Genomic DNA, 21,407 nt, shown 5'->3' on the forward strand with positions numbered 1-21,407 from the left:
CATCATCGCGGCGCATCGCAGCCGCCAGGAAAACGAATGCCCCCGACGCTTGCCAGGGGCGGCGAAAAATTTATGGTGGGCGGTACTGGGATCGAACCAGTGGCCACTACGATGTCAACGTAGTGCTCTACCGCTGAGCTAACCGCCCACGCTGCCGTGAAGAACCGGTCCCGCTTCCGTCTGGATGCCGTCTCAGCGCCTCTTGGTCCGCAGGTCTATAACGGGGGTGCCGGGGGTATTCAAGACCTATCGGCAGCAAGTTTTTCAGGTTTATATAGTTTATTGCGACTGATGACGAGGTCTGTCCCGTGTCACAGCCTGAACCGCCCTTTGTTCTGACCCGCCCCGATTCGTGGCTGAGCGGGGTGATCTTCGCCTCTCCGCATTCGGGATGCGACTATCCGGACTGGTTCCTGAAAGATACCAGGCTGCCCGTCAGCACCCTGCGGTCCTCGGAAGATGCCTTTGTGGACAGGCTGATAGCACCTGCATCGCGTTACGGCGCGGTGACGCTCGCCTCGCGCGTGCCGCGTTGCATCGTGGACCTTAATCGCGGCGCGGATGAAATCGACCCGGTGATCGTGCGCGGCGTGCCGCGTCATCCGCTGAACCAGCGCACCCTTGCGGGTCTGGGCGTGATTCCCCGTGTCGTGTCGCAGGGCCGGGTGATTCATGACGCGCCCATGGACCGCGCCGAGGCCGAACGCCGCATCGATCTCTGCTGGCGGCCCTATCACCAGGCGCTTGGCGCGCTGATCTCGGAGGCGCGGACGCGATTCGGACAGGCGATCCTGATCGACATGCATTCCATGCCCCATGATTCCCTGACCCATCTGCAGGGCCTGCGTCCCGACATGGTGCTGGGCAACCGCCACGGGCTGTCCGCCTCGGCCCGCGTGTCGGATGCGGTCTGCCGGGCGGTCGAGGATGGTGGCTGGCGCATCCGCCGCAATTCGCCCTTTTCCGGCGCCTATATCTGTTCGGCCTATGGGCGGCCTGCGCAGAACATCCATGTCGTCCAGCTGGAGATCGACCGCTCGCTCTACATGAACGAACGTGCAATCACGCCGCGCCCCGATTTCGACCTTTTCGCCGCGCGGATCGAACAGGTCATCGCGCGGCTGGCCAGCCTGACCACCGATCTCAGCGGCGGGCGCATCGCGGCGGAATGACCGGAACCGGCAGCCCCCCATTCCACGGCGCCAAGCTGCTGCTGACCCATGGGGCCTCGATGCTGGTCTATCTGCGCGACGACGACGCTGGCATCCCCTTTCCCGCCCATTGGGACCTGCCGGGCGGCGGGCGGGAAGGAAACGAAAGCCCCCTCGCCTGCGCCCTGCGGGAACTGCACGAGGAATTCGCCCTGCACCTGCCTGCGGATGGGCTGACCGGCCACGCATTCGCATCCTTCCAGGACCCGCGCATGCAATCCTGGCTGTTCACCGGCACCCTGACCGCCGCACAGATCGCCGCGATCCGATTCGGCGACGAGGGACAGGAATGGCGGATGATGCCCATGGCCGATTACCTGGCCCATCCCCGACGCATCCCGCATTTCTGCGACTGGATCCTAGGGTCGGGCCATGCCCCGCACCAGCGGCCCTAGGGCATCGCCCTTGACCGCCCAGCTCGTCGCAAAGGCAAAGGTCGCCGCGGTTTCCAGCACGAAGACCGGCCGCAAAAATGCCAGTCGCTGGTCCAGCCCGGTCAGGAACATCACCCCGATCAGGCCGATGCTGACCAGGATCACCCAGCCGCACAGACGATAGATCCGGTTCGAGGCCCGCTTTTCGGCGCTGTCTTCTTGGCCCCTGACGAACAGCACCAGGCAAAAGACCGCCAGCGCCAGAAAGAACACCGCCGCGGCGACAAGATGCAGCCAACCCGCGACGACCGGACCCAGCACGCATTGCAGCAGGGTGCAGGGGATATCGGGGCCGCTGGTCGGGGACAATGCGATCAGGGCGGCGGCGACGGCCGCAACCCGCGCCGTCAGCCAGTCCGAGACGATTTCACCCGCGCGGGGGCGGAAACCCTCATAGCTCCACAAAAAGACCGCCTGCGCGATCAAGGTGCCGACAAAGACGTCGCGCATGGGGGAATAATAATAGGCAGAGATGCTGGTCCCCAGCCCTCGCCCCGTCAGGATGGCAAAGACCATCAGCGAGACGGGCAGGAAATAGCCAAGACCGCCGATGGCGCGGCGCACGGCCAGAAAGGACAGGACCAGATCGTTCTGCGCCTTCTGCGCGCCGCCATCATCCATGCCCGTCCCCCTTGCCATGGCGCGATGGTGGCAAAGGGGACGGACGGGGTCAATGCGCCCGGATTTCCGACAGGATGGCCTGGGCGGCGGCACGCGGATCGGCGGCCTGCCAGACGGGGCGGCCCACCACGATGTGATCGGCGCCGGCAGCGATGGCGCTGGCCGGGGTCTCGACCCGTTTCTGATCGCCCAGCGAGGCACCGCTTGGCCGCACGCCCGGCGTGATGATCAGCCGCGCATCCGGCAGGGCGCGGATGGCCTGCGCCTCGCGCGGGGAACAGATGATGCCATCGGCCCCGGCCTCGAAGGCGCGGGCGGCGCGTTCGACGGTGATGTCGTGCAGATCGCCCGCCTGCATCATCCCCGCGTCCAGATCGGCCCGTTCGAGCGAGGTGAGGATGGTGACGCCCAGAATCTGCATCTTGCTGCCCGCGGCACCTTGCTTGGCGGCGCGCACCACATGCGGGTCCCCATGCACGGTCAGGAAGTCGATGTCATATTGCGCCAGACCGCGGACCGCCGCCTCGACCGTGGCGCCGATGTCGAACAGCTTCATGTCCAGAAAGATGCGCTTGCCGTGTTCCTGCTTCAGCTCGTTGGCCAGCGCCAAGCCACCGCCGGTCAGCATCCCCAGCCCGATCTTGTAGAAGCCCACCGCATCGCCCAGCTTTTCTGCCAGCGCCAGCCCCGCCAACGCGTCCGGCACGTCCAGTGCCACGATCAACCTGTCATCCATCGCCTGTCCCCTTATTTCCGCAAAATCGCGGCGTTATGACATGAACGCGGCGTTCTTGAAAGCGTCCGGAAATATCCCATTTCTTATCGTGAAGACCCGAACGGGGACGTGCCGAACGCGGGCGTCCGGCACTCGGGGGCTAACCAAGAATGGAGAATGCCCGATGAACATGGAAAAGTTCACGGAACGGTCGCGCGGCTTCCTGCAATCCGCCCAGACCATCGCGATGCGCGAAGGCCAGCAGCGCGTCATGCCCGAACATCTGCTGAAAGCCCTGATGGATGACGACCAGGGGCTGGCCTCGAACCTGATCACCCGGTCGGGGGGGGATGCCCAGGCCGTGCGGGTTGCCGTCGATCAGGCGGTGGCCAAGCAGCCCAAGGTATCGGGTGGCAGCGGCCAGGTCTATGTCGATCCGTCCATGGTGCGTGTCTTGGACGAGGCCGAAAAGCTGGCCAAGAAGGCCGGTGACAGCTTCGTGCCCGCTGAACGCGTGCTGATGGCGTTGGCCATGGTCAACACCTCGGCCCGCGATGCGCTGAGCGCCGGTGGCGTCAATGCGCAGGCCCTGAACGCGGCCATCAACGACATCCGCAAGGGCCGCACCGCCGACACGGCATCCGCCGAGGACAGCTATGAGGCGCTGGAGAAATACGCCCGCGACCTGACCCAAGCCGCCCGCGACGGCAAGATCGACCCGATCATCGGCCGCGACGAGGAAATCCGCCGCGCCATGCAGGTCCTGTCGCGCCGCACGAAGAACAACCCCGTGCTGATCGGCGAACCCGGCGTCGGCAAGACTGCCATCGCCGAAGGGCTGGCCCTGCGCATCATCGACGGCGATGTGCCCGAATCCCTGCGCGACAAGCGCCTGATGGCGCTGGACATGGGCGCGTTGATCGCCGGTGCCAAATATCGCGGCGATTTCGAGGAACGGCTGAAGTCGATCCTCAAGGAAATCGAATCCGCGGACGGTGAGATCGTCCTCTTCATCGACGAACTGCACACCCTTGTGGGTGCCGGCAAGACCGATGGGGCCATGGATGCCGCCAACCTGATCAAGCCTGCGCTTGCCCGGGGGGAACTGCATTGCGTGGGCGCCACGACGCTGGACGAATACCGCAAGTATATCGAAAAGGACGCGGCCCTGGCCCGTCGCTTCCAGCCGGTGATGATCGCAGAACCCACGGTCGAGGACACGATCAGCATCCTGCGCGGCATCAAGGAGAAATACGAGCTGCACCACGGGGTTCGCATCAGCGATGCCGCGCTGGTCGCCGCTGCCCAGCTGTCCCACCGCTATATCACCGACCGCTTCCTGCCCGACAAAGCGATCGATTTGGTGGACGAAGCCTCGTCGCGCTTGCGGATGGAAGTCGACAGCAAGCCCGAGGAGCTGGATCAGCTGGATCGCCAGATCCTGCAGATGCAGATCGAGGCCGAGGCCCTGAAGAAGGAGGACGACGCCGCGTCCCGCGATCGTCTGGAACGGCTGGAAAAGGACCTGTCCGACATCCAGGAACGCAGCGCGGAAATGACCGCCCGCTGGCAGGCCGAACGCGACCGGCTGGAAGGGTCGCGCAACCTGGGCGAACAGCTGGACCGTGCGCGGGCCGAACTGGACCAGGCCAAGCGCGAGGGCAATCTGGCCCGCGCGGGCGAACTGTCCTATGGCATCATCCCCGGCCTGGAAAAGCAGCTGGCCGACGTCGAGGCGACCGACGGCCTGATGGTCGAGGAAGCCGTCCGCCCCGAGCAGATCGCCGAGGTCGTCGAACGCTGGACCGGCATCCCCACCGCCAAGATGCTGGAGGGGGAACGCGACAAGCTGCTGAAGATGGAACAGCAGATCGGCAAGCGCGTGATCGGCCAGCAGGAGGCCGTGACGGCGGTCAGCAATGCCGTCCGCCGCGCCCGCGCCGGGCTGAACGACGAAAACCGACCGCTTGGGTCCTTCCTGTTCCTTGGCCCCACCGGCGTCGGCAAGACCGAGCTGACCAAAGCGCTGGCCGAATACATGTTTGACGATGACAGCGCGATGGTCCGGATCGACATGTCCGAGTTCATGGAAAAACATTCCGTGGCCCGGCTGATCGGCGCGCCTCCGGGCTATGTCGGCTATGACGAAGGCGGCGTCCTGACCGAGGCGGTGCGTCGGCGTCCCTATCAGGTGATCCTGTTCGACGAGGTCGAAAAGGCGCATCCGGACGTGTTCAACGTGCTGCTGCAGGTGCTGGACGACGGCGTTCTGACCGACGGCCAAGGCCGGACGGTAGATTTCAAGCAGACGCTGATCATCCTGACCTCGAACCTCGGGTCGCAGGCGCTGTCGCATCTGCCCGAGGATCAGGACGCCACCGAGGCCCGCCATCACGTCATGGAGGCCGTCCGCAGCCATTTCCGCCCCGAGTTCCTGAACCGCCTGGACGAGATCATCATCTTCCGCCGCCTGTCGCGGTCGAACATGGACGGGATCGTCACGGTTCAGCTGGCCCGGCTGGAACGGCGCCTTGCCGCGCGCAAGATCACGCTGGATCTGGACGATGCCGCCCGGACCTGGCTGGCCGATCAGGGCTATGACCCGGTCTTCGGGGCACGCCCGTTGAAGCGCGTGATCCAGCGCGCCTTGCAGGACCCCTTGGCGGAACTGCTGCTGTCGGGCGAGGTTCTGGACGGTGCCACTGTCAAAGTCAGCGCCGGTCCCGACGGGCTGATGGTGGCCGACCGCATCGGCAAGGCGGGCGCGCGCATCGGCGCGGTGGGCGAAGGTCCGCGCCCCGACGCGCCCATCCACTGACGGGCGGCCCCCGCCAGCATCGAAAGGCCCCGGATCGCATCCGGGGCCTTTTGCCATCGCGCAGGCCCCTGCCCTGTCGCCGCGTCACGGCTTGCCCCCCACCGGGTCGCAGGTCATCGTTGCGCAAACCTTGAGGGAGGACCCAATGCTGCCACCGATCCTGCAGAACCTGCGCATTCCCGTCGTCGCGTCGCCCATGTTCATCGTTTCCGGGCCGGAACTGGTCATCGCGCAATGCAAGGCGGGCATCGTCGGCAGCTTTCCCGCCCTGAACGCGCGCGAGAAGGAGGGCGAGCCGTCGATGCTGGACGCCTGGCTGACGCGCATCACTGAGGAGTTGGACCGGCACAACCAGGCCAATCCCGACAGCCCTGCCGCCCCCTATGCGGTGAACCAGATCGTCCATCGCAGCAATGCGCGGCTGGAGCGCGATCTGGAAACCTGCCACCGCCACAAGGTGCCGATCTGGATCACTTCGCTTGGCGCCCGGGTCGAGGTCAACCGGGCCGCCCATGACTGCGGCGGCATTGCGCTGCATGACGTGATCAACAACATGTTCGCGAAGAAGGCCATCGAGAAGGGCGCCGACGGGCTGATCGCGGTCGCCGCAGGCGCAGGTGGTCACGCAGGCCCGCAATCGCCCTTTGCCCTAATACAGGAGATCCGCGAATGGTTCGACGGGCCGCTGCTGTTGTCAGGGTCCATCGCCACCGGGCGCGCGGTGCTGGCGGCGCAGGTGATGGGGGCGGATCTGGCCTATATCGGCAGCCCCTTCATCGCTACCGAGGAGGCGAATGCCCAGGATGACTACAAGCGGATGATCGTGGAAAGCGGGGCGATGGATATCGTCACATCATCACTGTTTACCGGCGTGTCAGGCAATTATCTGGCACCGTCGATCCGCAAGGCGGGGCTGGACCCCGACAATCTGGCGGCGGCGGATGCGTCGTCGATGAACTTCTCGGACGGGTCGTCAAAGCCCAAGGCCTGGTCCACGATCTGGGGCGCGGGTCAGGGCATCGGGGCGGTTCGCGCGGTCGAACCGGCAGCCACGCGCATCGACCGGCTTGCGACCGAATATCACGCCGCCAAAGAGGCAGTTTCGCGCCTCTGACCTTTGCGGAACGGCAGTTCGGTCCCCATATAGGGGGCCGAACGCCATCCATCCGCGGAGGACAACTTGGCCTATCAGAAAAGCCAGGACGCGATTGACCGGCTGACGCCGGAGCAGTATCGCGTCACGCAGGAAAACGGCACCGAACGGGCCTTTACCGGCGAATACGACCATCATTTCGAACCCGGCATCTATGTCGACATCGTCTCGGGCGAGCCGCTGTTCGCCAGCGGCGCGAAATACAATTCCGGCTGCGGCTGGCCGGCTTTCACCAAGCCGATCCAGCAGAACGTGACCGAACATCGCGATGTCAGTTTCGGCATGGTGCGCACCGAGGTGCGGTCTACCCATGGCGACAGCCATCTGGGCCATGTCTTCCCCGACGGCCCACCCGAGGCGGGGGGCCTGCGCTATTGCATCAACTCGGCCTCGCTGCGTTTCGTGCCGCGGGACCAGATGGAGGCCGAGGGTTACGGTGAGTACCTGGACCAGGCAAAGGAGGCATAAGATGAGCGAACGCGCAGTATTTGCAGGCGGATGTTTCTGGGGCATGCAGGACCTGATCCGGCGGTTGCCGGGCGTCCATTCGACCCGCGTCGGCTATAGCGGCGGCGACGTGCCCAATGCGACCTATCGCAACCACGGCACCCATGCCGAGGCGATCGAGATCAATTTCGATCCCGATCAGATCAGCTATCGCCGGTTGCTGGAGTTCTTCTTCCAGATCCACGACCCCACCACGCCGAACCGGCAGGGCAACGATATCGGCCTCAGCTATCGCTCGGCGATCTATTACACGTCCGAGGATCAGAAGGCCGTGGCGCTGGACACGATCGCCGATGTCGAGGCGTCCGGCATCTGGCCGGGCAAGGTCGTCACCGAGGTCGAACCGGTCGGCGATTTCTGGGAGGCCGAACCCGAGCATCAGGATTACCTGGAACGGTTCCCGAACGGCTATACCTGCCACTTTCCGCGCCCCGATTGGGTTCTTCCCAAGCGCGACGCAGCCGAGTGACAGCCACCCTCTGAAGGAAAGGCGCCCGGAACCATGTTCCGGGCGCCTTTTGCGTCCCGCGACGGCCGGGGGGCGCCGCCCCCCGGACCCCCCGAGGGTATCGCCCCCGGCATGGACGCCATCACGCCGCCTGGTCGCCCTTGGGGGCCCGGACGCGGAACACCGCACAATAAAGCGCGGGAACGAAGACCAGCGTCACCAGCGTCCCCGCGATGATGCCCCCCATCATGGCGAAGGCCATCGGACCCCAGAAGACCTGGCGCGAGATCGGGATCAGCGCCAGCGACGCCGCCGCCGCCGTTAGCAGGATCGGGCGGGCACGACTGTCCGACGCTTCGAATACGGCATCCCAACGGGTCTTACCCTTGTGCAGCAGTTCCTGGATTTCATGCACCAGGATGATCGAGTTGCGGATCAGGATGCCGATCAGCGCCAGGATCCCCAAAATGGCCACGAAGCCCATCGGCACGCCGAAGGGCACCAGAACCGCCACCACGCCGATCAGCCCCAGGGGGGCGGCGGCAAAGACGATCAGCGACAGGCGGAAGCTTTGCATCTGGGCCATGACCAGCACCGCCATGATCAGCAGCATGACCGGCACCACCGCCGCGATGGGCGCCTGGCTGTCGGTCGAGCTTTCGACCGTGCCACCGACCACCACCTTGACGCCCGGAGGCAGGGTCGCCTGATATTCTGCTACGCGGTCGGCCAACGCGGTGACAAGGGTCGCGGGCTGGTCCTTGGTGGCGATGCCCGCCTTGACGGTGACCGTGGGCAGGCCGTCGCGTTGCAGGATCAGCGGCTGTTCGGTGCCGTATTCCAGCGTGACCAGCGCGGCCAGCGGGATGGTGCGCCCATCCGCCAGGTTCATCTGCAGGTTCCGGATCGAATCCAGCGACTGGCGGTCGTCGGCCTGGCCGCGCGCGATCACGTCGACCAGGAAGATGTCGTCACGCAGCTGGGTGACCTGCACGCCGTTGAAAATGGCCGAAAGCGCATCCGAGATGTCGCCATTGGTCACGCCCAGCTGGCGGGCCTGATCCTGATCGACGTTCAGGCGGACCATGCGCGCGGGCTCGTTCCAGTCCAGCGCGATGTCCTGCAGGCGGGATTCGCCCGACAGGACGGTGGCCAACCCGCGCGCGGCATCGCGGGCGGCATCGGGGTCGGGCGCGCTGACGCGGTATTGCACGGGCTTGCCGACCGGCGGCCCGATTTCCAGGTTCTTGATATAAATGTCGACGCCCGCGAATTCGGACCGCGCCAGGTCGGTCAGCCGCGCCTTGACGCGGTCGCGCGCCGCCAGATCGGGGGTCTGGATCACGATCTGGCCCATATGCGGGCCGGCGGTCGGGACATCCATCGACAACACGAAGCGCGGCGCGCCCTGTCCGACATAGGATGTCCAGAACAGCACGTCTTCGTCGCCCGCCAGGGTTTGTTCCAGCCGGTCCATGTCGGCAATGGTCCGCGCGATCGAGGCGTTCTGGCGTTCGTTGATGTCGATCAGCACCTCGGTCCGGTCCGAGGTCGGGAAGAACTGCTGTTCCACGAACTGCATCCCCCAGAGCGACACGAAGAACATGGCAAGCGTCACGGCGATGGTGATCCACTTGAACCGCATGGCCTTGCGCAGAAGGGCATGGAAGGCGCGGCGCAGGCGGCCCGGTCCGCTATGGGCATGGGCCATCTTGGAGGATAGGAAGGTCACCCCCAGAAGTGGCGCGAACAGCACCGCCACGATCCATGAAATCGTCAGCGACACCGCGATCACGACAAAGAGCGAGAAGGTGAATTCCCCCGCCGCCGAATTGTTCAAACCGATGGGGATGAAGCCCGCCACCGTCACCAGCGTCCCCGTCAGCATCGGAAAGGCGATCGAGGTCCAGGCATAGCTGGCCGCATCGGTCAGCGTCTCGCCGATCTCCAGCCGCGAGATCATCGTCTCGATCGCGATCATCGCGTCATCGACCAGCAGCCCAAGCGCGATGATCAGCGCCCCAAGCGAGATCCGCTGCAGCGTGATGCCATAGACCTCGAGGATGACGAAGGTGATCGCCAGGCACAGCGGGATAGTCAGCGTCACGACCAGGCCCGCCCGCAGCCCCAGGCTCACGAAGCTGACGATCAGGACGATGCCCACGGCCTCGGCCAGGGCCTTGACGAAATGGCCGACGGCTTCCTCGACCACGTGGGGCTGGTCGGCAAATTTCGACATCTTGATGCCGATGGGCAGGTCGGCCGCGATCTGGTCCATCAGCGCGTCCAGTTCCTCGCCGAATTCCAGGATGTTGCCGCCCTTGCGCATGCCGATCTGCAACCCGATGGCCTGTTCCCCCTGATAGCGGAAAAGCGATTCCGGCGGGTCGGCATAGCCGCGGGTAATGGTGGCCACGTCGGCGAGGTTGAAGAACCGTTCGCCGACGCGCAGGTTCACGGCCTCGATGGCGCTGGCGTCGTCGAACTGGCCGCCGACGCGGACCAGCACCCGTTCGGGACCGGACTGGATGACGCCCGAAGGCGCGATGGCGTTCTGCTGGGCCAGCGTTCCCAGAACCTGCTGCTGGTTCAGCCCCAGGGCCGCCAGGCGCGCGGCGGAAAACTCCAGAAAGACCTCCTCCTCCTGTTCGCCCAGCAGTTCGGTCTTGCCGGCAAGATCCAGGGCGGCGACCTGCTTGCGGATATCCTCGACCCGGTCGCGCAATTCGCGCGGGGTAAAGCCATCGGCGGTGAAAGCATAGATGTTGCCGAAGACATCGCCGAAATTGTCGTTGAACTGAAAACCCGCAAATTCCTGAGGGAATTCGGGCCGGATGTCTGACATCATCTGGCGGACACGCTTCCAGACCTCGGGGACGACATTGGCGCGGGTGGTGGGGTCCAGTTCGACATAGACGACCGCCTGCCCCGGCATTGTGACCGAGCGGGTGAAGTCCAGCTCGTCCAGCTCCTCCAGCTTGGTCTCGATGCGGGTGGTGACCTGCTTCAACGTCTCGTCGGTGGTGGCCCCGGGAAGGGCCGCGCCGATGATCATCGTCTTGATGGTGAAATCAGGGTCTTCTTCGCGCCCTAGGGACTGATAGCTGAGAAAGCCCGCGAACATCGACAGCAGCAGCAGGAACCACACGAAGCTGCGGTGATGCAGGGACCAGTCGGACAGGTTGAAACGCTTCACGGGGTCAGCCTCCGGCCCACGGCCTGGTCTTGGGTCAGGGAATTCACGCCGCGGATAACGATCTCGTCGCCGGCGGTCAGCCCCGAGGTGATCGAGACGCGGCCCTGGAACGGGGTCGCGGCCTGGACGGCAACCTGTTCGACATGGGCCGTGTCGCCGTCGCGGCGCACGCGCCAGACGAAGCTTTCATCATCGACGATGACCAGCGCCTCGGATGGCAGGGAAAGCGACGGGTTGTCGACGCTGCCGAACCGTGCGCGCACCAGCGACCCCAGCCGGAAGCCCGCCTCGGGGGGCAGGCGCAGATGCAGACGCCGCGTGCGGGTCGCGCTGTCGGCCACGGGGTCGATGCGGTCCAGCACGGCGGGAAGCTGGGTTTGGGGTTCGTTGCGATGCCATACGGTGAAGACGGCCTCCTCCTCCAACCCCAGCAGCGCCGATTCGGGCAGGTCAATGACGACCTCCTTTTCGTCCTGCGCCGACAGTTGCAGAACCTGCTGGCCAGCGCTGACGACCGCGCCCGGCTCTTCATAGACGGCGCTGATCACGCCGTCGAAAGGCGCGGTCATGCGGGCGAAGCCTTCGGAATCCTGCGCCTGCACCAATTCCGACCGCGCCTGTTCGGCGGCGGCGGCGGCGGCGGTCGCGGCCTGCTGGGCCTGTTCCAGCTGCGCGTCGGATGCGACGTTGCGTTCGGCCAGTGCGGTGGTGCGCGCCAGGGTCGCCTCGGCGGTGCGCTGCTGGACCTCGGCCGCGTCAAGCGCGGCGCTGGCGGCACGAGTGTTGGCGGCCAGGTCGTCGGTGTCCAGTTCGGCCAGGATCTGGCCTTGGGTCACAATGGCGCCCAAATCGACCGGGCGCGCGATCATGCGGCCCAGCGTCTGGAAACCAAGCGCCACCTGGTCGCGCGACGTAACCAGACCGGGGATCCAGCGCGCTTCGGCGCCCTCGTCCTGCACGATCACGCTGACGACGGGTCGCGGGGGACCTTCGGGCTCGGCCTGAGCATGGGCGCCGCCGCCCAGCCAAGACGGCAGGGACAGCGCGGATGCGGGCCCCGCCAGCAGGACTGCCGCGCAGATGATGGCCAGGTATCTCATTCCCGATCCCCTTCCGGCACCATGTCGGCGGCCATGACCTGCCGACCGGGGTAAAGCAGCTGCGATCCGGCGCCCACGACGCGCTGCCCGTCCTGCAACCCGTCCGAGATGAAGACCGAATGATCGCCGAAATGGCTGACGGTGACCGGCGACAGGGTGACGCGGTCATCCTCGTCCACGGTCCAGACCGCGGGCTGATCGCCGCTGCGCATCAGGGCGGTCCAAGGAACCTCGGTCCCGTGATCCAGCGCCACGTCCAGATAGCCCCTGACCGACGCCCCCAGAAGCGATGTCCCCATCTGCGCCGCCTGCAACCGCGCCCGCACGGTGACGGTGCCGGTTTCCGGATCGACCAGCGGCGAGACCTCGGTCACCTTTCCGGTCATGGAAGGGCGGTCGATGTCCAGTGTCTCCAGCCGGATCGTGGTGCCGATGATGTCGCGCAGGATCGGATCGTCGGCGACATGAAAGATCGCCTCCAGCCCGGTCAGCGCCGCCAGGCCGAAGACCGGCTGGGCGGCCGCCACGACCTGTCCCGGCGCGACGGATTTGGTGGTGATCACGGCGTCCTGCGGGGCGCGCAGAACGGCGTCCTCGACGGCGCGCCGGGCCTGGTCCACCGCCGATGTCGCACGCTCCAAGATGCCGTCGGCCTGCGACAGCGCCTGTTCGGCCTGATCGGCGGCGGCCTTGGTGCCCACCCCGCGCGACAACAATGCGGCGGCGCGTTCGCTGGCCTGCCGGGCCTGGTCCTGACCCGCGCGGGCCGACAGCAGCCCGGCCTCGGCCACGTTCAACGCCTGATCCTGCTGGACCGAGGCCAGACGCGCCAAGGCCTGTCCGGCGACGACGCGGTCGCCCTGATCCACCAGGACCTCGGTCACGCGACCGCCCTGACGAAAGCCCAGCTGCAGCGCATCGATGGCCTTGATCTCGCCCGAGAGCTGCATGTCGGTGTTCAACTGGGCGGTCTGGACAGTCTCGATCTGGACGCGGATGACCTGGTCGGGGTCATCCTGCGCCAGCACGGGAAAGGCGCCCAGCCAAGCCAGAAGGGCAGTTCCAAAGATCTGTTTCGACATGATCGACCGATATGTTGCGATACCAGACGTTTCCTGCCTTTCGGGCTGTTTGGGAACCCCCTTTCCCTCAGGTCACCGCAGCTTTTCGATGGAAATCCTCTCTGTCCCAAGTTCTGTTGCGCAGGATTGCGGCAAGGACATCCACCGCGCGGGCCACATCGTCCAGATCGTTATAGAGCGGCGCAAAACCGAATCGCAGCACATCGGGCGCGCGAAAATCGCCGATGACCCCTTGCGCAATCAGCGCCTGCATCACGGCATAGGCTTGGGGATGGCGGAAACCGACCTGCGATCCGCGTTGCGCGGGGTCGCGCGGCGAATGCAGGGTGACAACGGGGCAATGCGCCTCGACGCCCTTGATGAAGGCCTCGCTCAGCTCGATGGAACGGGCGCGCAGGTCGGCCATCTGCACGCCGTCCCAGACATCCAGCGCGGCCTCCAGCGCGGTCATGGCGATCACGGGGGGCGTGCCGACGCGCATCCGGTCGATGCCGCCCGCGGGGCGATAATCCAGATCAAAGGCGAAGGGCGCGGCATGGCCCATCCAGCCTTGCAGGATCGGCTGCGCGGCCTCGGCATGGGCGGGGTTGATCCAGATGAAGGCCGGCGCCCCCGGCCCGCCGTTCAGGTATTTGTAGGTGCAGCCGACCGCAAAATCGGCATGGGCCCCCAGCAGGTCGACATCGACCGCCCCCGCCGAATGGGCCAGGTCCCAGACCGTCAGCGCGCCCGCCGCATGGGCCCTGGCGGTCAGCGCCGCCATGTCGTGACGGCGTCCGGTGCGGTAATCGACCTCGGTGATCATGGTGACGGCGACCTCGTCGGTGATCGCCTCGGCGACATCCTCGGGGGCGACGACGCGCAGTTCGGCATCGACGGCCCGCGCCAGCCCTTGGGCGACATAGAGATCCGAGGGGAAATTCCCGCTATCGGACAGAATCACCCGGCGGTCGGGACGCAGGGCGCGCGCGGCGCTGACGGCCTGAAAGACCTTGATCGACAGCGTGTCCCCCATCACGACCTGCCCCGGCCCCGCGCCGATCAGCTGGGCGATGCGATCGCCGACCTTGCGGGGCTGGTCGAACCATCCGGCCTTGTTCCAGCCGGTGATCAGCATTTCCGACCATTCGTCGGTCATCATCGCGGAAACCTTGGCCGCCGCCGCCTTGGGCATCGGTCCAAGCGAGTTGCCGTCCAGATAGGTCACCCCCTGCGGCAGGTGGAATGCGGCGCGCGTTCTGGCGAAATCTGTCATCGTGAAGCTCCCTCTTGACGGCACGCTAGCAGGCGGGTCACCTGCCGGAAAGAGGGGCAAAACCATGATCTATCAGGTGCATGACTGGGACGACGCCTATGCCAATGGCGCCCATATCGCGGGTGCGGAGGGCATCGCCGACAGCTGGCCCCACAGCGCGGCGGCCTTTCGCGACCGGCATCCGCCGCTGGAGTTGGGGCGTGGTCATCTGTTCATGCCCCAGGATGCGCCGCGCGGGCTAATGGTCTTTGTCCATGGCGGATACTGGATGCGGACCGACCCCAGTGTCTGGTCGCATCTGGCCCAAGGCGCGATCGAGGCCGGGTGGGCGGCACTGCTGCCGGGTTACGTGCTGGCGCCGGATGCCCGCATCGCGCAGATGACGACCCAGGTCGCGGAACAGATCGCACTGGCCGCCGACCGCATTGCGGGGCCCATCGCCATCAGCGGCCATTCGGCGGGCGGGCATCTGGCGGCGCGGATGATCTGCGATGACGGGACGTTGCCTGCGGCAGTGTTGGCGCGCGTGACGGCCTGCGTGCCGATCTCTCCGCTGACGGATCTGCGGCCCCTGATGCGCACGCAGATGAACCAGACGCTGCGGATCGACGCCACGGAGGCCGCGTCCGAAAGCCCCGCCCTGCTGACCCCGGTGCTGGGCATTCCCGTCACCACCTGGGTCGGCGGGTCCGAACGGCCCGAATTCCTGCGCCAGGCGCGGCTTCTGGCCGATATCTGGGCGGGCCTCGGGGCCGCGACGGATTGCGTCACGGCCCCGGGCGATCATCACTTCAGCGTGGTCGAGGCGTTGCGCCGCCCCGACAGCCCGCTGATGGAACGGCTGCTGGGTTACAGCGGCTCGCGATAGTCGAACTCGTCAGGGTCCGGGCCGGTGCGGTGGTTGTTGTCCAGCCGGTCCAGCGCGGCCATATCATCCGCGGTCAGTTCGAACTCCAGCGCGGCAAAGTTCTGCGCCAGGCGGTCGGCATGTTCCGATTTCGGAATGACCGAAAGCCCGTGCTGGATATGCCAGCGCAGGATGACCTGCGCGGGGCTGCGATCCAGCCGCTCCGCGATCTGGGTGACGGCGGGGGCGTCAAAGCTGTCGCCGCGACCCAAGGGGGTCCAGCTTTGGGTGACGATGCCCAGACGCTTGTTCACCGCGCGCATCTTTGTCTGCGCCAGCGACGGATGCAGCTCGATCTGGTTCAACGCGGGCGTGACGCCGGTTTCGTCGATCAAGCGCTTCAGATGGTCTTCGTGGAAATTCGCCACCCCGATCGAGGTGACGCGGCCTTCCTCGCGCAGGCGGATCAGCGCCTTCCAGGTGTCGACATAGGCGTCCAGCCGGGGCAGCGGCCAGTGGATCAGGAACAGATCCAGTTTTTCCAGACCCGTGCGCGTCATCGTCTGGTCAAAGGCGCGCAGCGCCTGGTCGTAACCTTGCGCGTCGTTCCACAGCTTCGAGGTCACGAAGATCTGGTCGCGGGGCACGCCGGATGCGCGGATCCCCTCGCCCATGCCGCGTTCGTTCTTGTAGGCGGCGGCGCCGTCGATCAGGCGATAGCCGGTCTTCAGCGCCTGCGCGACGACCTCGGGGGTCTTGGCGTCGTCGATCTGCCAGATACCGGTGCCCAGCTGGGGCATCTTGTGGCCATCGTTCAGTGTCATCATCGGTTGGGTCATGACGGCTGCTCCTTTCGTTGCCGCAGACAACGCGCTAGGCAGGGTTGGGGTCCAGCATTTCCCCTGCAGCAATTTTCCGCGACCCCCATCCTTGCACGGAACCCCCGACCTCGGCCCAAGGTTTTCCGACGCGCGCCACGAAAGGCACATCATGGACCAGCCGGTCATCCCCTTCGATCTTGCCCGCATGTTCATCGGCGAACAGCCGCCGCTTTTTTATGCCGAGATCCTGTTCCGCACTGTCCTGATCTATCTTTATACCCTGGTCATGCTGCGCTGGATCGGCGGTCGAGGCGTGGCGCAGCTGTCGCTGGTGGAATTCTTGCTGGTCATCGCGCTGGGTTCGGCGGTGGGCGACGCGATGTTTTATCCCGAGGTGCCGCTGCTGGCTGCGATGGCGGTGATCACCACGGTCGTCTTCGTCAACAAGGTGCTGGACCGCCTGATCGTCCGCTTCGACCGCGCCAAGCGAACGTTGGACGGCTGCCCCATCGCCTTGGTTCGCGACGGGCACATCCTGCTGGACGCTATGAAACATCGCGATCTGGGCATTGCCGAGATCAAGTCCATGCTGCGCCTTGCCGGGGTCGAGAACCTGGGCGAACTGCGCGTCGCCTATCTGGAGGCGGGCGGCGGTCTGTCGGTCTTTCGCGCCCATCCGCCGCGCCCCGGCCTGTCGCTGGTGCCGCCGCAGCACCTGCTTAACCCCGCACCAGCCGAAGACAAGCCACTTGCGATGGACGGCCAGACATGTTGTGGCATCTGCGGCGTGTCGACCGGCGCGCAGATCATCGCCACCCGTGGCCGTTGCCACAACTGCGACGGACAGACATGGCTGGCACCGGAATGGCCCCCGGGCACCGATGATGAATTGAAGGGCGGCAGCAAGCCGATGGAGTGACGCATGAAGGTCTTTACGCTTGTGGTCGAACTGGGACGCCGGACCGGTGACGGCCTGCCCAAGGGCGCGACGGGGGCGGGTCTTGTCTGCTTCGCCGCAGGCACCGACGAGGCCGAAGCCGTCCGCGAAACCGTGGCCATCCTCAAGCAGGCCGACATGGCACCGCTGGACGTCACCGGATACGGCACGCTTGAGGAACGCTTGGCCGAGGGCCACGAGATCGACCAGGACGAACGCGACCTGATGGATCGCGCGCTGGCCGAAAACTCGGTCATCATCGCGCAGATGACACCCTATTTCGGCGACGAGGCCGCGCAGGACAAGCCGCGCCACTGACGGCTACTTGCCCTACCCATGGGTATCGCCTTCGGTTAGACTGTTCACAACAATAACCCGAGCAGTCACGAACAGGCGATCATCCATGAGCATTTCCCGCATTTTCCTGTCCACCGCCCTGATCGGGGCCTTGGCATCCTGCGCATCGCCGGTGTCGCGCATGCCCGCATCCGGCCCTTCGGCGGGATATTCCTCGGTCACGCCGACGGCAATTCCCGCAGCCTCGGCCGCCGACGAGGCCGGTTTGCAGCGTTTCGTCCAAAGCTTCCGCCCGCGCGCGCTGTCCTCGGGCATCTCGCCTGCGACCTATGATCGCGCCATGCGCATCGCCCAGTACAATCCCGACGTGATCCGCCTGGACCGCAAGCAGTCGGAATTCTCGCGTCCGGTCTGGCTCTATCTCGACAGCGCCGTGTCGGATGTGCGCATCAGCACGGGGCGCGAAAAGAACGCCCAGCTGTCCTCGACCTTGTCGCGGATCGAATCGCAATACGGCGTCCCGCGCGAGATCGTGCTGGCCGTCTGGGGCATGGAATCCAATTTCGGCGGCAACCGCGGCAAGATGCAGATCATCCCCTCGCTGACGACGCTGGCCTATGACGGCCGCCGCGGAGAGATGTTCCAGAACCAGCTGATCGCGGCACTGCAGATCCTGCAGGCGGGCGACACCGATCCCGAACACATGCTGGGCAGCTGGGCTGGCGCGATGGGCCACACCCAGTTCATGCCGACATCCTATCTGGAATATGCGGTCGATTTCACCGGCGACGGACGCCGCGACATCTGGTCGGACGATCCGACCGACGCGCTGGCATCGACCGCCGCCTATCTGGCCCGCAGCGGCTGGCAGCGCGGCCAGACCTGGGGCGCCGAGGTGCAGCTGCCCGCGAATTTCAACATGGGCCTCATCGGCAAGGGCACGCGCCGCTCGGCCGGCGATTGGTCGGCACAGGGCGTGCGCACGATGTCGGGCGGCGGCCTGCCGGCGGGCAACGGCTCGATCATCATGCCTGCGGGGGCACGCGGCCCGGCCTTCTTCATCACCGACAACTTCCGGTCGATCCTGCGCTACAACAACTCGGACAATTATGCGCTTGGCGTGGCCTATCTGGGCGAACGCATCGCCGGCCGTTCGGGCATCCAGGGGAACTGGCCGCGCAGCGACCGTCCTCTCTCGACCGCCGAACGCCAGGAAATCCAGGTGCTGCTGAAGCGCCGGGGCTTCTATGACGGGGAAATCGACGGGCTGTTCGGGTCGGGCACGATGGAGGCCGTGGCGGCGTTCCAGCGTTCGATCGGAACGACGCCCGACGGCTATCCGACCTCGATCCTTCTGGGTCAGCTGCGCGGTTGACCATGACGGACGATACCGGCCCCGCACCTGCGGGGCCGTTTTCCGACAGCGACCGCGCCGCCGTTTATCGCGCGATCCGCCTGCGCCGCGACGTGCGCAGCCAGTTCCTGCCCGATCCGATCGAGCCCGACCTGCTGCTGCGCCTGCTGCAGGCCGCCCATGACGCACCATCGGTCGGCCTGTCGCAGCCCTGGAACTTCATCCTGCTGCGCGACATGGCCGTGCGCCAGCGTGTCCACGATGCTTTCACCCGTGCCAATGCCGAGGCCGCGGACAGATTTCCCGACCGCAAGGCGCTCTATTCATCGCTGAAGCTGCAGGGGATCCTGCAGGCGCCGGTCAATCTGTGCATCACCTGCGACCGCAGCCGCGGCGGCGACCATGTACTGGGGCGCACCCATGACCGGGCGACGGATCTTTACTCCACCGTCTGCGCCGTCCAGAACCTGTGGCTGGCGGCACGCGCCGAAGGCGTCGGCGTCGGTTGGGTCAGCATCTTTCGCGAAGACGACCTGCGGTCCATCCTGCGCCTGCCCGACCATGTCGTGCCGGTGGCCTATCTGTGCATCGGCCATGTGGCGGAGCTGTATCAGGAACCCGAACTGCAGGCGCGGGGCTGGGCCGAACGCTTGCCTTTGGGCGACCTGGTGCTGGAGGACAGCTGGGACGGCCCTCAGGCCAGCTTGTCACGAAAGATGTCCAGCACTTCGGCATAGACCTGCCGCTTGAAGGGCACGATGCTGTCCAGCAGTTCTTCGGGTCGCATCCATTGCCAGCGGTCGAATTCCGGTTGGTCGGTGGCGATGTTCACGTCGCCGTCCTCACCCGTGAACCGCAACAGCAGCCATTTCTGGCGCTGGCCGCAGAACCGCCCTTTCCAAGCCTTGCCCAGCAGATGCGGCGGCAGATCGTAATAGACCCAGTCGGGCGTCTCGGCCAGGATCTCGACCTTGTCGGTGGACACGCCGGTTTCCTCGACCAGTTCGCGCAGGGCGGCCTGATGGAAGGTTTCGCCCGCGTCGATGCCCCCTTGGGGCATCTGCCAGGCATCGGGCGTGTCGATGCGCTGGCCCGCAAAGACCAGCCCGTCACCATTGATCAGCACCACGCCCGCACAGGGCCGATAGGGCAGGCCCATCGGCCCCGTCCGGTCATTCATCACGCTTATCCCTTGTCCGCATCTTCGTTTGCGGCCGGATCGGCATTGGCGGCCGGGGTTTCACCGGCGGGCACATCGTCGGCGCTGAAGCTGACGGCGGCCAGGCCCTTCAGGATGTCGACGGCATAGGCCAGCTGATAATCCTCGTCGCGCAGGGCGGCGGTCGCCTCGACCTCGGCGGCCTCGTTCTCGATCTGCTCGCGGTCCTCATCGCTGATGTCGTTGCCCAAGGCACCGCGCAGATCCGCCTCGGAGCGGCTGAAGCTGCTGTTGGTGCGCGATTCTTCCTCCTCCGTGGGCTGGGCGGGGGTGGGCTGGGCGACCAGGATGTCGGGCTGGATGCCCAAGGACTGGATCGACCGTCCCGACGGCGTATAGTAACGCGCCGTGGTCAGCCGGATCGCACTGTCCGAGGTGACGGGCATCACGGTCTGGACGCTGCCCTTGCCGAAGGATTTCTCGCCCACGACGATGGCGCGGCGGTGATCCTGCAGCGCACCAGCGACGATTTCCGACGCGCTGGCCGAGCCGCCATTGGTCAGAACGACCATCGGCTTGCCTTCGGCCAGATCGCCCTCCTCGGCGTTCCAGCGCTCGCTCTCATCGGGGTTACGACCGCGGGTGCTGACGATTTCGCCCGCATCCAAGAAGGCGTCGCTGACGCTGATCGCCTGATTCAGCAACCCGCCGGGGTTGTTGCGCAGGTCCAGGACGAACCCCGTCACCTTGTCGATGCCGCCCGCTTCCTCAACGGCCTTGGCCAGTTCGGTCTTCAGCGCATCATAGGTCTCGTCGTTGAAGGTCGAGACGCGCAGCACGACGGCATGGCCCTCGACGCGCGACCGCACGACGGTCAGCTTGATCGTGTCACGGGACATGGTCAGATCGAAAGGCTCGGTCTCGCCCTCGCGCAGGATCGTGATGGTGATCTCGGACCCGACCGGGCCGCGCATCATCTCGACCGCCTCGTCCAGGTTCAAGCCCAAGAGCGATTCGCCGTTCACATGGGTGATGAAGTCGCCCGACTGGACGCCCGCCTCGGCGGCGGGGGTGTCGTCGATGGGGGACACGACCTTGACCATGCCCTCCTCCTGGCTGACCTCGATGCCCAGGCCGCCGAAGCTGCCGCGGGTCTGGGTCTGCATGTCGGAATAGGCATCCGCCGACAGGAAACTGGAATGCGGATCAAGCGAGGTCAGCATGCCGTTGATGGCGGCCTCGATCAGTTCCTTGTCGTCAGGCGCCTCGACGTAATCGGCGCGGATGCGTTCGAAGATGTTGCCGAACAGTTCAAGCTGTTCATAGGTTGCGGTGTTGCGCCCGGATTCCTGCGCCATAAGCGGTCCGGCGATCTGGGTCGTTGCCAGCGCCCCCGCAAGCACGCCCCCCAGTCCTGCGATCAGATAATGTCTCATGGCGGCCTTTCCTGCC

The 21,407-nt window shown here is 65.9% G+C and carries 20 protein-coding genes and 1 tRNA gene; 11 read left to right on the forward strand and 10 right to left on the reverse strand.

Translation table 11 applies throughout. The features are described from left to right. Window positions 1-73: 73 nt before the first annotated feature. Window positions 74-148: transfer RNA gene (locus DKT70_RS07130), tRNA-Val, on the reverse strand. 160 nt (window positions 149-308) lie between these two features. Here DKT70_RS07130 and DKT70_RS07135 point away from each other — a divergent pair. Both DKT70_RS07135 and DKT70_RS07140 read left to right on the forward strand, forming a co-directional pair. Further along, the gene (locus DKT70_RS07135) at window positions 309-1,172 is read left to right on the forward strand and encodes an N-formylglutamate amidohydrolase (protein WP_111558492.1); all 864 of its coding nucleotides are present in this window, start codon (window positions 309-311) and stop codon (window positions 1,170-1,172) included. Further along, the gene (locus DKT70_RS07140; RefSeq protein WP_111558493.1) at window positions 1,169-1,606 is read left to right on the forward strand and encodes an NUDIX hydrolase; all 438 of its coding nucleotides are present in this window, start codon (window positions 1,169-1,171) and stop codon (window positions 1,604-1,606) included. The genes DKT70_RS07135 and DKT70_RS07140 overlap by 4 nt, the downstream gene beginning before the upstream one ends. On the opposite strand, the gene DKT70_RS07145 is transcribed toward DKT70_RS07140, so the two are convergent. Then, on the reverse strand, window positions 1,571-2,284 hold the full coding sequence (locus tag DKT70_RS07145) for a DUF998 domain-containing protein (protein ID WP_146612599.1): 714 nt from the start codon (window positions 2,282-2,284) through the stop codon (window positions 1,571-1,573). The genes DKT70_RS07140 and DKT70_RS07145 overlap by 36 nt on opposite strands. Window positions 2,285-2,315: 31 nt before the next feature. Then, window positions 2,316-3,002, reverse strand: a complete 687-nt coding sequence (gene pyrF / locus DKT70_RS07150; protein WP_111558495.1) for an orotidine-5'-phosphate decarboxylase — start codon at window positions 3,000-3,002, stop codon at window positions 2,316-2,318. 163 nt (window positions 3,003-3,165) lie between these two features. Between pyrF and clpB the strand changes: the two genes are divergently transcribed. From clpB to msrA, 4 genes are all read left to right on the forward strand, one after another. Then, window positions 3,166-5,799, forward strand: a complete 2,634-nt coding sequence (gene clpB / locus DKT70_RS07155; RefSeq protein WP_111558496.1) for an ATP-dependent chaperone ClpB — start codon at window positions 3,166-3,168, stop codon at window positions 5,797-5,799. 145 nt (window positions 5,800-5,944) lie between these two features. Next, complete coding sequence (locus DKT70_RS07160; protein ID WP_111558497.1) at window positions 5,945-6,913, forward strand: NAD(P)H-dependent flavin oxidoreductase; 969 nt, start codon at window positions 5,945-5,947, stop codon at window positions 6,911-6,913. A gap of 66 nt (window positions 6,914-6,979) precedes the next feature. Further along, complete coding sequence (gene msrB / locus DKT70_RS07165) at window positions 6,980-7,420, forward strand: peptide-methionine (R)-S-oxide reductase MsrB (protein WP_111558498.1); 441 nt, start codon at window positions 6,980-6,982, stop codon at window positions 7,418-7,420. A 1-nt stretch (window position 7,421) separates the two neighbouring features. Next, window positions 7,422-7,928 (forward strand): peptide-methionine (S)-S-oxide reductase MsrA, encoded by a 507-nt coding sequence (gene msrA / locus DKT70_RS07170; RefSeq protein ID WP_072295699.1) that lies wholly within the window; start codon window positions 7,422-7,424, stop codon window positions 7,926-7,928. Window positions 7,929-8,049: 121 nt separating this feature from the next. Here the strand turns inward: msrA and DKT70_RS07175 are convergent, their stop codons facing one another. The 4 genes from DKT70_RS07175 to kynU all read right to left on the reverse strand — a co-directional run bounded on the left by DKT70_RS07175 (window position 8,050) and on the right by kynU (window position 14,540). Further along, window positions 8,050-11,103: an efflux RND transporter permease subunit gene (locus DKT70_RS07175; RefSeq protein ID WP_111558499.1), complete on the reverse strand. Its 3,054-nt coding sequence runs from the start codon at window positions 11,101-11,103 to the stop codon at window positions 8,050-8,052. Further along, window positions 11,100-12,203 (reverse strand): efflux RND transporter periplasmic adaptor subunit, encoded by a 1,104-nt coding sequence (locus DKT70_RS07180; protein WP_111558500.1) that lies wholly within the window; start codon window positions 12,201-12,203, stop codon window positions 11,100-11,102. The genes DKT70_RS07175 and DKT70_RS07180 overlap by 4 nt, the downstream gene beginning before the upstream one ends. Next, window positions 12,200-13,285 carry an efflux RND transporter periplasmic adaptor subunit gene (locus DKT70_RS07185; RefSeq protein WP_111558501.1) on the reverse strand — a complete coding sequence of 362 codons (1,086 nt, stop codon included), beginning with the start codon at window positions 13,283-13,285 and terminating at the stop codon, window positions 12,200-12,202. The genes DKT70_RS07180 and DKT70_RS07185 overlap by 4 nt, the downstream gene beginning before the upstream one ends. A 67-nt stretch (window positions 13,286-13,352) precedes the next feature. Continuing rightward, the gene (kynU, locus tag DKT70_RS07190) at window positions 13,353-14,540 is read right to left on the reverse strand and encodes a kynureninase (protein WP_111558502.1); all 1,188 of its coding nucleotides are present in this window, start codon (window positions 14,538-14,540) and stop codon (window positions 13,353-13,355) included. Window positions 14,541-14,604: 64 nt separating this feature from the next. On the opposite strand from kynU, the gene DKT70_RS07195 reads away from it, so the two are divergent. Continuing rightward, window positions 14,605-15,408 (forward strand): alpha/beta hydrolase, encoded by an 804-nt coding sequence (locus DKT70_RS07195; protein WP_111558503.1) that lies wholly within the window; start codon window positions 14,605-14,607, stop codon window positions 15,406-15,408. Here the strand turns inward: DKT70_RS07195 and DKT70_RS07200 are convergent. After that, window positions 15,390-16,226 (reverse strand): aldo/keto reductase, encoded by an 837-nt coding sequence (locus DKT70_RS07200; RefSeq protein WP_111558504.1) that lies wholly within the window; start codon window positions 16,224-16,226, stop codon window positions 15,390-15,392. The two genes, DKT70_RS07195 and DKT70_RS07200, sit on opposite strands and share 19 nt — an antisense overlap. 151 nt (window positions 16,227-16,377) lie before the next feature. Between DKT70_RS07200 and DKT70_RS07205 the strand changes: the two genes are divergently transcribed. The 4 genes from DKT70_RS07205 to bluB all read left to right on the forward strand — a co-directional run bounded on the left by DKT70_RS07205 (window position 16,378) and on the right by bluB (window position 19,533). Next, window positions 16,378-17,127 carry a DUF421 domain-containing protein gene (locus DKT70_RS07205; RefSeq protein ID WP_111558505.1) on the forward strand — a complete coding sequence of 250 codons (750 nt, stop codon included), beginning with the start codon at window positions 16,378-16,380 and terminating at the stop codon, window positions 17,125-17,127. A 3-nt stretch (window positions 17,128-17,130) separates the two neighbouring features. Next, window positions 17,131-17,463: a hypothetical protein gene (locus DKT70_RS07210; RefSeq protein WP_072295691.1), complete on the forward strand. Its 333-nt coding sequence runs from the start codon at window positions 17,131-17,133 to the stop codon at window positions 17,461-17,463. 85 nt (window positions 17,464-17,548) lie between these two features. After that, window positions 17,549-18,817: a lytic murein transglycosylase gene (locus DKT70_RS07215; protein WP_111558506.1), complete on the forward strand. Its 1,269-nt coding sequence runs from the start codon at window positions 17,549-17,551 to the stop codon at window positions 18,815-18,817. Window positions 18,818-18,819: 2 nt separating this feature from the next. Then, the gene (bluB, locus tag DKT70_RS07220) at window positions 18,820-19,533 is read left to right on the forward strand and encodes a 5,6-dimethylbenzimidazole synthase (protein ID WP_111558507.1); all 714 of its coding nucleotides are present in this window, start codon (window positions 18,820-18,822) and stop codon (window positions 19,531-19,533) included. Here the strand turns inward: bluB and DKT70_RS07225 are convergent. Both DKT70_RS07225 and DKT70_RS07230 read right to left on the reverse strand, forming a co-directional pair. Continuing rightward, window positions 19,491-19,976, reverse strand: coding sequence for an RNA pyrophosphohydrolase (locus DKT70_RS07225; RefSeq protein ID WP_111558508.1), 486 nt, complete (start codon window positions 19,974-19,976; stop codon window positions 19,491-19,493). The two genes, bluB and DKT70_RS07225, sit on opposite strands and share 43 nt — an antisense overlap. 5 nt (window positions 19,977-19,981) lie before the next feature. Beyond that, window positions 19,982-21,391, reverse strand: coding sequence for a S41 family peptidase (locus tag DKT70_RS07230; protein ID WP_111558509.1), 1,410 nt, complete (start codon window positions 21,389-21,391; stop codon window positions 19,982-19,984). Window positions 21,392-21,407: the final 16 nt, after the last annotated feature.

This window comes from Paracoccus sediminilitoris (genome assembly GCF_003259195.1).
GTDB lineage: Bacteria > Pseudomonadota > Alphaproteobacteria > Rhodobacterales > Rhodobacteraceae > Paracoccus > Paracoccus sediminilitoris.